Raw genomic sequence first — 13,311 nt, 5'->3', positions numbered from 1 at the left:
CCACCGGCGGGTTCGGGTGCGTCAGTTCGTCGGCGACCAGAACGGCACCTCTTCCTCACTCACGATCCGCCGGTGATAGCGGAACTCGGCCGCCTCGATGTACTCCTGCAGCGCTGTACGGCCCGTCCCCTCCGCCATCCGCACCCTCGGCGGCGGCGCGACCCGCAGACCGACGGAGGCGGCGGCCTCGGCCGCCACACCGCCCAGCGCCATCGGGCTGTCGTCGTCGGCGGGCGCGTACGTCTTCATCGCGGCGTCCGGAAAGACGTCCTGGGGCATACGGTCCGCGGGGCTCAGGACCAGCGACGCGCCCGCACACCGGTGTTCCACCAGTTCGAAGATCAGGCCCTGGTCCTGGCGGCGCAGGGCGAGCCGGAAGGCCAACCGCATGGCGTCGTCGGCCAGTTGCAGCCACTGGCTCCGCGCGTGCGCGCCGGCGAAGTCGTAGCGTGCGGCCTCCAGTGCCAGCGCGGCGGGCAGGGCGAGCGAGAGCGCGGTGTCCACCGACCTCCGCTCGTGGCCGCCGTGGTCCGTCCGGTTCAGGTTGTCCTCAAGGGTCCTGGCGAGCATCAGGTCCACCTGGGCGCAGCGCTCGTACAGTGCGCGCTCCTGGTACACGTCGCGGGCGCCCTGGGCGAGGCGTTTCATCTCGTCGATGTCACCGCGTTCGTAGGCCTGCCGAGCACCGAGCAGCATGGTGTCGGCGGCGGCGATCATGGCGCCGAGTTGTTCGAAACGGGCCAGACTGGATGCCGTCAGGGCCTCGCTCCTGCCGGGGTCGTCCCGGTGTTCGGCGAGGAAGGCGCGGGCCTGTTCGCAGACCGCCAGATCCTCGAACCGGCCCTGCCGCTCGAAGATCGCGGAAGCCTCGGCGTACAGCCGTTCCGCCCGGTCGAGGTCGCCGGCGCGCATCGCCGCGTACGCCCGATGCGAGATCACCTGCTGACGCCCGGAGGTGTCACCCAGCGCCAGATACCCCTCGTCCGCGCGGGCGAACCAGTCCTCGGCGGGTTGGACCCGCCCGGTCGAGGCGCAGATGACTCCCAGGCAGTCCAGCAGTTGGGACTCGATCGCGGGCGTGGTGGGCAGCAGCGCCGAGGCCAGCTCCTCGGCGGCGCCCCACTCGCTGCGGTCCAGCAGCAGATGCACCCGGGCGAGGCCGAACTCGGCGGTGCGCAGCCCCTCGGGGTCGTCGAACCCGGGCAGCAGGGCCGCCGCTTCCTCCACCGTCGCCAGTGCCGCGTCCAGATCGCCGGTCCGGCGGGACAGCTCGGCGTCGGCCTTGAGTGTCTTGAGCAGGATCTCCAGCCACAGCTGGCGGCCTCGCGGCCCCATCGGCACGTCCGCCAGACCACGCACCAGACCTAGGGCCCGTTGGACGGAGACGCCCGCACCGGGCAGATCCGTGGCCGTCAACTGCACCGCCGCGATGTTCGACAGCAGATGTCCGCGCAGCAACCGCACATCGGGGGAGTCCTCGAACGACTCGGCGACGGCGAGCAGTTCGGCGTAGACGGCCTGTGCGGCGGGGAGGTCCGGGGCCAGCTGGTGGTGCTCGGCGCGTTCGAAGCCGCTGTCGAAGGGCTCCCCGTACAGCGTCGGGGGTTGCTGCGGCTGGGGCTGCGGCCTTGAAGCGTCCTGCGGTTCGGTGTCCGGTTCGTCGTTCCGCATGGGTCAGAAGTCCTCCCCTGCGTCAGCGGTGGCGGCGGCGACGATCTCGGCGAGGAAGGGCGCGGGAAACGGCTGCGGGTACGTGCCCTGCGGCTCGGGCAGGGCCGCGGCTGCCAGCCGGTGTCGCGCGAGGGCGCGGACGGCGTCACGGTCGGCGCGCCCGTCGGCGCCGTCGGTACCGGGGCCCGGTCCGGGTTCGGTGTCGGCTTCGGGGTCGAGCTCGGGGTCAGGGTCAGGGTCGAAGCCGGGCAACAGGACACCGACCTCGACACGGGTACGCGGCGGCAGTGAAGCCGGGACATCGAGGTCCGCCCGGCCCGCCCACACATCGCCGCGGCGGGCGAGTGACACCAGGGTCGGCGGTCCGCCCTCCACACGGACCTCCGCCGCGAGTCGCACGCCGCCGACGGGCGCCGCGACGTCGGCGACGGCCTCGACCTCGATCACTCTTCCGGCGCCGACCGCGGAGACGGTCCAGGACACCGCGCTCTCGGACGGGTCGACGAAACCGGGCGGGTAGCGGCGCCAGTCATTGGTCCCCGAACCCCGGGCGATCACCCGGCCGCCCGGGACAAGCCGTTCACCCGCCGCGAGGGCGTAGCCGCCGGAGCGGGCGAACAGACTGCCGAGGCCGAGCGGAGTCCGGAGCTCATGCGACCCGCGCGGGTCGTACGGCGCACCTGTTTCCAGGGCCGACCGGAGCCGGCGCACCGCGTCCCCCGCCACTCCGGCGCAGTCCGCCGCGTCGTCGATCAGCCGTAGGACACCGTCGAGTTGCCGCACCGGGCCGGACGCGGACTCCCGCGCCGCCTGCCACCACCGGACCAGTGAGTCCAACGCGGCCTGATGCGTTTCCAGCAGTTCGGCCGGATCACCGTCGGGCTGGTCCTCGGGATCGTCGAAGAGCTGCTGGCAGCGATGGGTGAGCGCGGCCAACTCCATTCCCAGCAAGTCCGGTTCGAGCGCGGGAATGCCGTCCGTGTACGACGCGGGCCACCACCGGGCCGCCCAGTGGCCGAGGGCGAGCCGGGCGGCGTACCCCGCGAGCGCGGTCTCCGACTCCGGCGACTCCGGCGGCGCGACATCGACTGAGACTCCCGGCGGCACCGCCGCGAGAGCGTGCACGGCGGCAGCGGTGCGTTCGCCGTAGACCGCCCACAGCCATTGCTGCGCCCGGCCGGGATCGTGAACCTCCGCTGCGGGAAGGGCGGCTGTACCGAGGACCGGCCAGGTCAGGACAGCACCGGCGACATCGAGAACGGCTCGGACGAACGCGGGTCCCGGCGCGGCGGGAACGGCGATCTGTACGGTGCCGTCCGCGGCCCGCGTGACACGGACGCCGGTGCCGCCGCCTGCCCCCGGCATCATGCGCTCCTCGGCTCGTGCGCCGCCGCCACCCGCGCCGTTGCGGTGCTCGTCGACAGGGCGCGCAGTGCCGTCCGCACCCTCGCGCGGTGGTCCATCATCACCGAGCGGGCGACCCCGTCGAGCACGGTCCAGGCCGACGCCGCGTCGGGCAGCGCCGCGTCACGGACATCGCGCCCGTGCAGCCGCACCCACAGCCGTCGCATGTACGCCACCCAAGGGGTGCGCAGGTCCTGGGCGAGGGCGCTCAGCTGCCCGCCGTCCGGGTCGGGCCGGGAGGAGACCGTCATTCTGCGGGCCCGCAGGACCGAAGCCTCCCGCTGCCAACGGCTGTTGACGATGCGATGCGCCGCCGTCCGGCCAGGCTCGGTCTCCCCAGGGCCCAGCGGATGGTGCCCCCGCTGATCGAGACCCAGGGGATCGAGGCCCACCGCGAGTCGGCCCCCCAGGACGACGGCGACGCGCAGGCTCTCGTCGTACAGGCCGAGCGGCGCGCAGCTGCGGCCGACCTCGCGCCGGACGAGTTCGGGCACCGCCGGCAGTTCCTCGCGGTGCGCCGATGCCTGGAGCACGGTGAAGAGCCGCTCGAAGAGGGTGCGGTCGAACGGCGCCGGGAGCGTGGCGGTCGACGCGCCGTGACCGACCTCGGGCCGGTTCGGCACGGGATGCGCGCTCAGCCCCAGGTGCGCGGGCAGGTCGGCACGCCCCCAGACCCCATCGGTGCCGGTCCGCACGGCCTGCCCGAGCCGGCTCCCGTGCCCGGCTGCCAGCATGGCGGAGCAGGCCGACGAACCCGCGTCCGTGCCCACGTCAGTGCCCGATCCGGGCCTGGCGACGGCATCGAGAACCTCTGCTGCCAGGTGAAACGCCGACTCGCCCGCGTCGGCGTTCGGGACGGCCCACCGGGTATCCCATGCGGCGGCGAGCCGTGCGTCGAGACGAGTACGCCGGTCGGCGTCGTCGAGGTACTCCTTCAACGCCTCCACCGTGCGCCCGCCGCCCGCGTCCGCGATGTCTTCGACCACGCTGCGCGCCACCGTGTCCGCACCGGCGGAGGCGGCGGGAGGCCCGTGTTCGGTCGCCAGCTCGAAGCAGCGCTGGAAATAGAGATCCTGGGGGTTGCCCGCTGTGATCCCCAGGGCTCGCCGCGTCTTCTTGAGCACCGTGAACCACTGCGCCGTCGCGTGCAGAAGGGCACCCGACTCCCTCATCAGGGAGTCGAGTTGAGCGGTCTCTCCTGCGCCGAGGAAGTCGGCGGCGAGCTCGGGCCGCAGCGCGGGCCTGATGATCAGCGGCAGCACGATCAGCTTGACGGTCCGGGTCAGCGGCGCGCCGCCGGGGCCGCTCAGCGATTCCAGGCCGGACCGCGCGCCGAGACCGCGCCACGCACGGTCGATGACCATGGCACGCGGACGGCGTTCGTCGGCCGGCGGCGACTGGGTCGGCGGCGACTGGCTCGGGGACGGCATGGCCCGAGATTACGTGGTGGTGGAACAAGCGGTCGAACCTGGGATCGGTAGGAGATCCCTCCTCCCTACTGTCCTGGTCAGGGCCAGGACAGAGAAGGGGAGACACAGCATGGGAATCTTCGGGAAGCGCCGCAGGAGCCGCGAGGAGCGGGCCGCCGAGATCGCGGGGCAGGTGGCCGAGGGCAAGGGTTTCTACGGGCGTGCGACGCGGGCGTTCCTCGGCAGCGAGGACTTCGCCAAGGTGCAGCAGTCGATCGGCGCGTACAACTCCGGTGTGAACGTGCAGCAGTTGCTGGCGATGGGAGTGCCGACGATCCCCGCGGTCGTGGTGTCGATCGGCGACACCGGCAGGCTGGTCAACTTCGACCCGGTCGTGGACCTGGTCGTCCAGCCGTCCGGCCCGGCCACCGGCACGGTCGCGCTCCGGACGGTCGTCTCCAAACTGCGTATACCGCGCACCGGCGACCAGGTGCTCCTGATCGCCGACCCCGCCCGGCCGGGCGGCTACCTCTACGCGGGGGACGGCGTGACTCCGTGAGACCCCGTGCCCCTGGTACGGCCGCACACAGCGATGGTCCCGGCGACGGGAGGAAGCCTCCCATCACCGGGACCATCACCAGGACAGTCGCAGGGACAACCGGTGTGCGCGCTGTCCGTTACGGCTTCTCGTCGCCGTGGAGGGCGCTCACCTCCTCGGCGCTGAGTGCCCGGTCCACGGCGTGGACCTCGTCGACCGCGCCGTTCCAGAAGTCGACGTTCGTGCCGTCCCAGTGGGCCCGGCCGACCGTCAGCGGGCCGGTGCTCCCGAGGGCGGCGCCGCCCGTGGTCGTCGCCGCGAGCTTCCCGTCGAGGTACAGCTTGATCTCGTTGGTGGCCGCGTCCCGGACGCCCACGAGGTGGTACCAGCGCCCCGTCTCCGCGGCGACGGCCACCTGGGCGCGGCGTTCACCCGGGGTGCTGAAGGCGAAGTTGCCGTGTCCGTACTGCAGGTAGAACGAGTTGGCCAGGGCGCGGGTGTCCTGGCTGACGGCCGTGCCGTAGTTGCCGGGGATCCCGTCGAGCCGGACCCAGGCGGACACCGAGTAGCTGCCACTGGTGTCGAGCACCGGACCAGCGGTCTCCGCGTACTGCTTCTGGCCGTCGAACTTCAGAGCGCTGCCGTTGACACCGTCGGTCCAGGAAGCACCCTCGCGGAGCGTGAGGGGGTTCTTGCCGGGCCCGGTGTCCTTGGCGGTGGTGCCGGTGCCCTCGTCGAGGGTCCAGTGCCCGCCCTTCAGCTTCTGCTTCGTACCGGCCGCGGCACCGGCCGCGATCACCTTGAGGTTGACCTTCCGTACCTCGGCGGCGTCCATCTTGATGTCGCGCCGGTCGTACGTGTAGAGACCGTTGAGCTCGTTCTCCAGGTCGGTGATCTGGGTGTAGACCGAACCGGACAGTTCGGCGCCGGCCTGCTCGACGTAGAACTTCTCCGTGTTCTCGACGTACTTGCGGGTCAGCTCCGCCTTGGTGGTGACACCGCTGTAGATCACGGTCGGCGCACCGGGCCACATGTGGCCGGGGGAGCGGAGGGTGAAGCCGCCGTGCTCGCCGTCCATGGCGGCCCGCTTGTCGTCGGGGAAGGGCGGGTCGTCGTTGTTGTAGTCGTGGTGGTCGATGATGTCGCCCTTGCCCGAGTCACCCTTCGAGTTGCAGCAGTTGACACCGCTGTGGGCGTTGACGACACGCGACGGGTCGGCGGCCTGGACGGCCTCGGTGATACGGCCCGTCTCCTCGCGGTTCCACTCGCCCCAGCCCTCGTTGAAGACGATCCAGCCGATCACGGCGGGCGAGTTGTGGTGCTGCTTCATCACCTCGCGGCCCTGGTCGACGAACGCCTTCTGGCCGGTCTCGTTGGTGATGTTCCCGGAGACGAAGTCCTGCCAGACGAGCAGACCGAGCTTGTCGGCGTGGTAGAACCACCGCGCAGGCTCCACCTTGATGTGCTTGCGCACCGCGTTGAAGCCGAGCTTCTTGTGCGCCTCCAGGTCGAAGGCGAGGGCGTCGTCGCTGGGCGCGGTGTAGAGACCGTCGGGCCAGAAGCCCTGGTCGAGGGTGGCGAGGGAGAAGACCGGCTTGCCGTTGAGGACCAGCTTGTTGAAGCCGCCCACCTTCTCCACGGCGATCTTCCGCATCCCGAAGTAGCTGCGCACCTTGTCGCTCGACCTGCCGTCGGTCAACGTCACGTCGAGGTCGTACAGGTACGGGTCGTCGGGGCTCCACAGGTGCTGCTTCGCCACGGGCAGGGTCAGCTTCTTGTCGGCCGCGCCGCTGACCTTCCCGACGACCTTGCCGTGGACGTCACGGGCGACGGCCTCGACGCGGGCGGCGGAGGACGCACCCTCGGCGTCCACTGTCACCGCGAGGGTGCCGGTGTCGATGTCGGGCGTGGTGACGATGTTCTCGATCGCCGCGGGAGCGACCGGCTCCATCCACACGGTCTGCCAGATACCGGAGGTCTGCGTGTAGAAGATGCCGCCCGGGTTCGTGGACTGCTTGCCCATGGGCTGGTCCGCGCCACCGGTGTCGGTGACGGCGACCACGATCTCCTGCTTGCCGCTCCCCTTCAGGGCATCCGTGATGTCGACACTGAAGGCGTTGTAACCACCGGTGTGCTCGGTGACCTTCTTGCCGTTGACGTAGACGCGGGACTGGTAGTCGACGGCGCCGAAGTTGAGCTTGAGCCGGTTCGACCGGTTGTCCTTGCCGACCTTCCAGCTCTTGGGCACGTCGACGACCCGCCGGTAGAACATGTGGTCCTCGTGCCGTTCGAGGCCGGACAGCTGCGACTCGACCGGGAACGGCACGGTGATCTTCTCACCGAGGTTCTTGCCGAAGACCGGCTCCTCGCCCGCCTTGGCGGCGCTGAACTGCCAAGGCCCGTTGAGGTTCTCCCACTTGGACCGCTTCTGCTGCGGACGCGGGTACTCGGGCAGCGGGTGCTTCTTGTCGACCTTGTCGCCCCACTTGGTGGTGAGACGGTGGGTGGAGGCGTTCTCCGCGTACCGGATGACCTTCGGTACGGCCTTGCCACCGACCGTCAGACCGCCGGAACCGTCGTAGGAGACCCGTACCAGCTGGGCCTTCTGGATCGGCTCCGACAGGTTGACGTAGACGGAGGAGGAGTCCCCGGGGACGGACGTGACCGACTTGATCGGCATGGCCGTCGTGTCGGCCTCGACCTTCAGATGGTCCTTGACCGCCTGGAGGCTGCCCACCTTGCCCTCGAACCGGGCGCGCAGCCGCGTCCCGTTCTCGGCGACGGTGTACTCCACCGGGAAGACCTCGAAGTCGGCCGGCGGGGTGAACGCGGACATCGGCACGACCTGCTTGGCCAGCGTCGGCGTCGACCAGCGCAGGTACATGTTGGCGCCGCCGGTGTCCTGGAACAGCTCCAGCCGGAACGACTGCTTCTCGCCGGCGGTCAGTTTGACGGCCTGGCTGGTCTGTTCCTTGTCCCAGTCGCCCACCCAGTGGTCGATGACGGGCTGGTCGTCGATCCAGAGGCGGAAGCCGTTGTCGCCGATGGCGTAGAAGGTGTAGTCACCCGTGGCCGGCGCCTCGATCTGGCCCGTCCAACGGGCGGTGGTGTGCTCGGTCTTGCCGGTCAGCTCCTTGAACGTGTCGGTGAGACCGGAGAAGTTGATCTGCGGGTCGAGCGTCGTACCACCGAGTTCGGCGAAGTCCCGGGCACCGGGCGCCGACATGCTGAAGTACTCGCCCTTGAGGCCGTGCGTCACCACGGCGGCCTGCTCGGCGGCGGACGCGGACGAAGCTCCGCTCGCCGACTCCGAAGCCGCCGCGACGGGCAGCATTCCGCTCGGTGGCAGCACGAGGGCCGCCATGGCGAACAGCGCCAGCACTCGGACTCTGGCTCTGTTCCTGGTTCTGGGGCGGGTGCCGTGTCGTGTCATCGAACCTTTCCTCGCATTGAGGCCGCACCGCGTCCGACTGCCGAAGCAGGGTAACGGGGTGCTCGGGTACGGCCTTTCCAACGTTGGAAACCCTCTGCCTGCGGTATGACAACACGCTCACAGGAACCTGTCCAGACCTCGTGCAGCACTCTGTTGCCCGGCGTCACGGAGAAGAGGTGTCGTGGTGTCATGGCGTCACCGGAAGCGGTGAAGTGGGTTGCGCGGGGGCGAGCGGACGAGGCGAAGTGGTCGGTGGGGAAGAGGGATTGGGTGTGCGGCCGGGTGATCAGGCCGCCCCGTCAGCGTCAGCGTCAGCGTCAGCGTCGGCGCGCCGGCCCCGACCGGTCCAACTCCTCGCCGATCACCGTCCGCAGCGCATCGTGCCGTGGACCGAGCGCGGACCGCTCGTCGCTCCACCTCTCGCGTGGATACAGCCAGACCGGCCGGCCGACGTGCTCCGCCGGCTCCCACGCGAACCGCGGCCACACATGCGCATGCAGATAGGCGTCGGTATTGCCGAGAATCTCCAGGTTCACCCGCCGGAAAGCCGGATCCAGACGGGCGCACGCGCGCTCGACCGCTTCGCCGAGGCGATCCATGTCGGACAAGAACGCCATACGTTTCACTCTCGGCAGCTCCGACAGCCGCCCCACCGTCACGTCATCCGTCAGAAGCACCGCGTAGCCCGGCAGGAACTGAACGTCCCCGATCACCGCGAAGCCCGCTTCGAGACGCCGCAGAACGGTGGGATTCGCACCCCGCAGCGCACTTCCGATCCGGTCCGTCCGCCAGTCGTCACCCATGCCGGGGACCCTACCCACGCACGGCGAAGCCGCTTCCGAGCCGACGGGCCCAGGGAAGTCCACGAATTTCTCGAATACCCTCGTCCGTGAAGACGGCGAATGTCATGGACGTACAGGCTCGTGGACGCGCTCGTTCACGGACGTAGACGTTCACGGACGTACACGTTCACGGAAGTGTTCGTTCATGGACGTACGCATCGAGGAGGGGATCGTGTTGACGAGGAGCATGCGTCTGCTCGTGGGCGTCCTGGTCCTGGCCTGCCTGGTCCTCCTCGGCCGCAGCGGGCCGGTCGACGGCCCCTTCGCCAACTCGCTGCGGAGCGAGGCCACCGCGGACGTCGTACCGAACCGCGTCATGACATGGAACATCTGCAACCCCTGCGACGAGAGCAGCGCCGACCGCGCGGCGGAGATCGCCAGGTACGCCCCGCAGGTCATCGGTATGCAAGAGGCGTGCGTGCGCGACGTCGAGCGGACCCGGGACTATCTGGAGAGCCGTCACGGGCTGGTCTATCACGTCGCATACGGGTCGGTGCTGCAGAACTGGGGCCGCTGCGGGGGGCTGCCGTGGAGCCCGGGAGCCTTCGGGCAGGCAATTCTCTCCGCGGCGCCCATGACCGACGTCGTCCGCAAGGAGTATCCGGACGGCGGATCCGAGGACCGAGGGTACCTGGCGGTCACCACGACCGTGGGCGGTCAGTCCGTCCGTCTCTTCAACACCCACCTCGCGCAACGGCGTCAGGAGGCGGTCCGAGCAGGCCAGACCGCCATACTCGCCGCCGAGATCGAACGCCACGACCGCGCGATCGTCATCGGCGACTTCAACGCCGTGTCCAGCGCCCCCGAACTCGCCCCGATATGGAAACTGGCCACGGACGTCGACCCCGGCTGCCTGCCTTCCTCGTACTCCGGCGACTGCAAGCCGACCACCGACTGGCAGAGCAAGTTCGACTACATCTTCCTGCGCGGCATCGGTCCGCTCGCTCACCGCGTCCATCCGACGCGGTACTCGGACCACCACATGGTGTACGGCGATCTGGACCTGGGTACGGCGCGGAAGAGCGGTTGAGGCCGCCTCCGGACCGTCGTCACCCCGTCAAGATGCGAACGCACCACACGTTCGCCACTGCCATGCCGCACCCGTTGTGTTCAACGTATTGACACGTCCATTACAAAGGCTTTACGTTGCGCTCACCTGAGAGCGCTCTCAGGCACCCGTCGCGCGAGACTTGAGGTGCCGCATGCCATCCCCCCCACATCAGGCCGGCAGCCGGGTTGTTCCTGGCCTCAGCCCTTGTCGCCGTGGGCCTGGGCCCGGCCGCCGTACCAGCGGCAGCCGCCACCGTGCCCGTCGGTTCCGGCAGTTACTCCGACACCCGGCCCGCCGGCACATCGGGGCCCACCACCAACACCGGAGCGCCGGTCACCCCCAAGCTGACCGCCGCCGCCAAGGACAAGCCCGTCCCCACCAACGACTGGTGGTCCTCCCTCGCTTTCCAGCGCTACGGCGACAACCCGTACTCGACCCCCATGTACGGGCACCCCCTCACCTACCAGGCCGCGTCCGGCGGCCTCGACGTCGGCTATCCGACGACCCCCGCGATCGTCGGCGACGGCCGCCAGTACGAGTACGCCCACAAGCGCGACCTCACCATCGGGCTCACCGGCCTCAACTCGCCCGACACGAAGGCCGACAGCTGGTCCGACTGGACGGTCACCCCCCAGTGGTCCGACGGCACCCGCACCCTGCGCACCACGATCGGCCACGGCTCCCCGTTCGTATACGCCAAGGGCACGGGCGGCAACGCCCAGATCACCACCGCCGCGGCGCCCGCCGTCTTCGCCGACCAGGGCAACGTCCTCGGCATCACCGTCGCCGGACACCACTACGCCCTCTTCGCGCCGACCGGCAGCGACTGGAACGTCGCCGGCTCCACCGTCACCGCCGGCCTCGGCTCCAAGGACTACTTCTCCGTCGCCGTGCTGCCGTCCACCGACGCCCTGGCGACCTTCAAGAAGTACGCCTACAGCTTCGTCACCGACTCCAAGGCGACCTGGAGCTACGCCGGTGGCACCGTCAAGGCCGCCTACACGCTCACCACCGAGGCGAAGGAGGGCACCGAGCGCGGCACGCTCCAGGCCCTCTACCGCCACCAGTGGCTGAACACCACGGACGCCCTGACCTCGTACACCTACGTCTCGCCGCGCGGGACCATGAAGGTCCGTGAGTCGGCCTCCTTCACCACGAGCCAGAAGGCGTCGGCCGTACTGCCGGGGCTGCCGAAGTCGAGCGGCGTGGACACGGCCAGGCTGCGCGGCTATCTGAACGAGGTCGTGAACGCCTCCGACCCGTTCTCCGGAGCCTCCGACACCTACTGGACCGGCAAGGCCCTCGGCCGTCTCGCCCAACTCGTCCCGCTCGCCGACCAGATCGGTGAGACCGGCACCCGCGACAAGCTCCTCGGACTGATGAAGGGCAAGCTCCAGGACTGGTTCACGGCAGGCGGCGCGAACGAGTTCAGCTATGACAAGGACTGGAAGACGCTCACCGGCTACCCCGCCTCCTACGGCAGCGACACCGAGCTGAACGACCACCACTTCCACTACAGCTACTACGTGTACGCGGCGGCGATCGTCGCCCAGTACGACCAGAGCTGGGCCGCCGACTCCGCCTGGGGCGGCATGGTCAAGGCCCTCGTACGGGACGCCGCCAACCCCAGCCGTACCGACACCGCCTACCCCTTCCTGCGCGGCTTCGACGTCTACGCGGGCCACAGCTGGGCCTCCGGGCACCAGGGCTTCGCCGCAGGCAACAACCAGGAGTCGTCCTCCGAGTCGACCAACCTCAGCGCGGCCCTCGTCCTGTGGGGCTCCGCCACCGGCGACACCTCGCTGCGCGACCTGGGCACCTATCTGCTGACCACCGAGTCGGAGTCGATCGCCCAGTACTGGTTCGACGCCGACGAGCAGGTCTTCCCGTCCTCGTTCACCAAGGACACGGCCGGCATGGTCTGGGGCAGCGGCGCCGCCTACGCGACCTGGTGGACCGCCAACCCCGAGGAGATCCACGGCATCAACGTCCTTCCCGTGACCGGCGGTTCGCTCCACCTCGGCGGTGAGAAGGCCGCGATCCGGCGCAACATCGCCGAGATGGAACGGGAGAACGGCGGCCCGGCCGTCGAATGGCGGGACATCCTCTGGGAGTTCCAGTCCCTCGCCGACCCGGGCGCGGCCAAGACCAAGTGGGACGCGGGCAACGCCGGCTACACCCCGGAACAGGGGGAGTCGAAGGCGCACACCTACCACTGGATCAACACCCTCGACACCGTCGGCGCCCCGGACGCCACCGTGACCGGAGACATCCCCACCTCGGCCGTCTTCACCAAGGGCACCGCCCGGACGTACGCCGCCCACAACTACGGATCGACGGCCCGTACCGTCACCTTCTCCGACGGCAAGACCCTTGCCGTACCGGCCCGTTCCACCGCGACCGGCACCGGTACCGGCTCAGGGGATCCCGACCCCGATCCTGACCCGCCGACCGGCAACGGCAACACCTTCCAGCTGCGTACCGGCGGCGCACTGACCACGGCGACCGGCGGCACGGCGGGCAGCGACACCATCGCCTCCGCCGGCGGCACCAACCACGACGGCACCCCGTACCAGCCCCTCGTCTACGAGGTCCGTGGTGTGGACGGCACCCTCACCCCCGGCGCCCAGAGCGCGTTCCGGCTCCAGGTGGACGCGGGAACCGCCGTCGGACTCGGCCAACAGGCCCGGATCAGCTACGACTTGACCGGCGACGGCAGTTTCGATCGCACCGAGACGTACAACTACTTCGCGACCGACCCGGTCTCCGGCTGGGAGGAGTACACGCAGGCGCGCGGCCTCAAGGCGTCCACGGGCACGGCAGGCGACCTGGACGGCGGCACCGTACGCCTCGAAGTGTGGAACGCCATCGGCAACGGCTCGTCGAAACTGCAGACGGGCACGGACACATCGGTGCTGGTCATCCCGTACAGCTGAACCGGCCGGACGTCCGCGGCGGGCAAC

At 69.9% G+C, this 13,311-nt stretch carries 8 protein-coding genes; 3 read left to right on the top strand and 5 right to left on the bottom strand.

Annotated elements, in window-relative coordinates:
- Positions 1-21: 21 nt before the first annotated feature.
- From C6Y14_RS45010 to C6Y14_RS14620, 3 genes are read right to left on the bottom strand one after another with little or no spacing between them, the layout of a single operon-like run.
- On the bottom strand, positions 22-1,671 hold the full coding sequence (locus C6Y14_RS45010; RefSeq protein WP_225891078.1) for a hypothetical protein: 1,650 nt from the start codon (positions 1,669-1,671) through the stop codon (positions 22-24).
- Positions 1,672-1,674: 3 nt separating this feature from the next.
- On the bottom strand, positions 1,675-3,039 hold the full coding sequence (locus C6Y14_RS14625; RefSeq protein WP_225891077.1) for a hypothetical protein: 1,365 nt from the start codon (positions 3,037-3,039) through the stop codon (positions 1,675-1,677).
- A complete protein-coding gene (locus tag C6Y14_RS14620) occupies positions 3,036-4,505 on the bottom strand; it encodes a hypothetical protein (RefSeq protein WP_107017089.1) in 1,470 nt (489 codons plus the stop codon). Before C6Y14_RS14620 ends, C6Y14_RS14625 begins: the two co-directional genes overlap by 4 nt.
- A 109-nt stretch (positions 4,506-4,614) precedes the next feature.
- Here C6Y14_RS14620 and C6Y14_RS14615 point away from each other — a divergent pair, with 109 nt between their 5' ends.
- Entirely contained in the window at positions 4,615-5,043 is a 429-nt protein-coding gene (locus C6Y14_RS14615; RefSeq protein WP_107017088.1) for a hypothetical protein, read from the top strand.
- Between the two features lie 118 nt (positions 5,044-5,161).
- Here C6Y14_RS14615 and C6Y14_RS14610 read toward each other — a convergent pair whose 3' ends face one another.
- Positions 5,162-8,455, bottom strand: a complete 3,294-nt coding sequence (locus tag C6Y14_RS14610; protein WP_107017087.1) for a LamG-like jellyroll fold domain-containing protein — start codon at positions 8,453-8,455, stop codon at positions 5,162-5,164.
- 317 nt (positions 8,456-8,772) lie between these two features.
- The gene (locus C6Y14_RS14605) at positions 8,773-9,258 is read right to left on the bottom strand and encodes a diadenosine tetraphosphate hydrolase (protein WP_107017086.1); all 486 of its coding nucleotides are present in this window, start codon (positions 9,256-9,258) and stop codon (positions 8,773-8,775) included.
- Positions 9,259-9,442: 184 nt separating this feature from the next.
- Between C6Y14_RS14605 and C6Y14_RS14600 the strand changes: the two genes are divergently transcribed.
- Positions 9,443-10,327 carry an endonuclease/exonuclease/phosphatase family protein gene (locus C6Y14_RS14600; protein ID WP_107017085.1) on the top strand — a complete coding sequence of 295 codons (885 nt, stop codon included), beginning with the start codon at positions 9,443-9,445 and terminating at the stop codon, positions 10,325-10,327.
- A 233-nt stretch (positions 10,328-10,560) separates the two neighbouring features.
- Positions 10,561-13,284, top strand: a complete 2,724-nt coding sequence (locus C6Y14_RS14595; protein WP_404828790.1) for a glycosyl hydrolase — start codon at positions 10,561-10,563, stop codon at positions 13,282-13,284.
- The last annotated feature ends 27 nt before the right edge of the window (positions 13,285-13,311 follow it).

The sequence above is a fragment of the Streptomyces dioscori genome (assembly GCF_003024195.1).
Taxonomy (GTDB): domain Bacteria; phylum Actinomycetota; class Actinomycetes; order Streptomycetales; family Streptomycetaceae; genus Streptomyces; species Streptomyces dioscori.
Note: the sequence above shows the minus strand (reverse complement) of the source record. Positions and strands in the feature narration are given on the sequence as shown.

Bases quoted from the DNA above. Each gene is read 5' to 3' on its own strand.
- C6Y14_RS14610 (WP_107017087.1), bottom strand. From the start codon at position 8,455: ATGACACGACACGGCACCCGCCCCAGAACCAGGAACAGAGCCAGAGTC.
- C6Y14_RS14625 (WP_225891077.1), bottom strand. From the start codon at position 3,039: ATGATGCCGGGGGCAGGCGGCGGCACCGGCGTCCGTGTCACGCGGGCC.
- C6Y14_RS14600 (WP_107017085.1), top strand. From the start codon at position 9,443: ATGGACGTACGCATCGAGGAGGGGATCGTGTTGACGAGGAGCATGCGT.
- C6Y14_RS14620 (WP_107017089.1), bottom strand. From the start codon at position 4,505: ATGCCGTCCCCGAGCCAGTCGCCGCCGACCCAGTCGCCGCCGGCCGAC.
- C6Y14_RS14605 (WP_107017086.1), bottom strand. From the start codon at position 9,258: ATGGGTGACGACTGGCGGACGGACCGGATCGGAAGTGCGCTGCGGGGT.
- C6Y14_RS45010 (WP_225891078.1), bottom strand. From the start codon at position 1,671: ATGCGGAACGACGAACCGGACACCGAACCGCAGGACGCTTCAAGGCCG.
- C6Y14_RS14615 (WP_107017088.1), top strand. From the start codon at position 4,615: ATGGGAATCTTCGGGAAGCGCCGCAGGAGCCGCGAGGAGCGGGCCGCC.